The organism is Polaromonas sp. P1_G2 (genome assembly GCF_056405515.1).
The window spans coordinates 1-486 of record NZ_JBFUBY010000996.1 but is presented as its reverse complement, the minus strand read 5'-3'; the positions used below and the strand labels follow the sequence as shown (position 1 = coordinate 486).

Here is a 486-nt window from a genome sequence, read left to right as displayed (position 1 = left end):
GCCCCGATCGGCCGTCATGTGTCCATCAGACACTAACGTAACGTCATAACCCAGGGTAACTGCGCGCCGCGCCGTGGTATCGACGCAGAACTGGGTGGCGCACCCACCGATCACCAGATGGGTGACCGCGCGCTCCCTGAGCCTCTGGTCGAGATCGGTGTCGAAAAAGCTGTCGCTGGAACGCTTGTTGACGAGAACCTCTCCGTCGACCGGCGCGATCTCCGGCCGCAGTTCCCAGCCCGTCGTCCCCACTGCAATGCTCGACCCCGCCGGATCGTCATGCTGGACGACGATGACCGGAATGCCGGCAGCGCGCGCCTTGTCCTTGAGATCGGCAAGCCTGCCGACCACGTGATCATAAGCGGCGTCGATCGCATGCTTACGCTCGACGATGACCGGAATGCCGGCAGCGCGCGCCTTGTCCTTGAGATCGGCAAGCCTGCCGACCACGTGATCATAAGCGGCGTCGATCGCATGCTTACGCTC

At 63.4% G+C, this 486-nt stretch carries 1 protein-coding gene; it reads right to left on the bottom strand.

Going from position 1 to position 486, the window contains the following annotated elements:
* On the bottom strand, positions 1 to 486 hold a 486-nt coding region (locus AC1D0P_RS28725; protein WP_477679844.1), incomplete at both ends, for an isochorismatase family protein.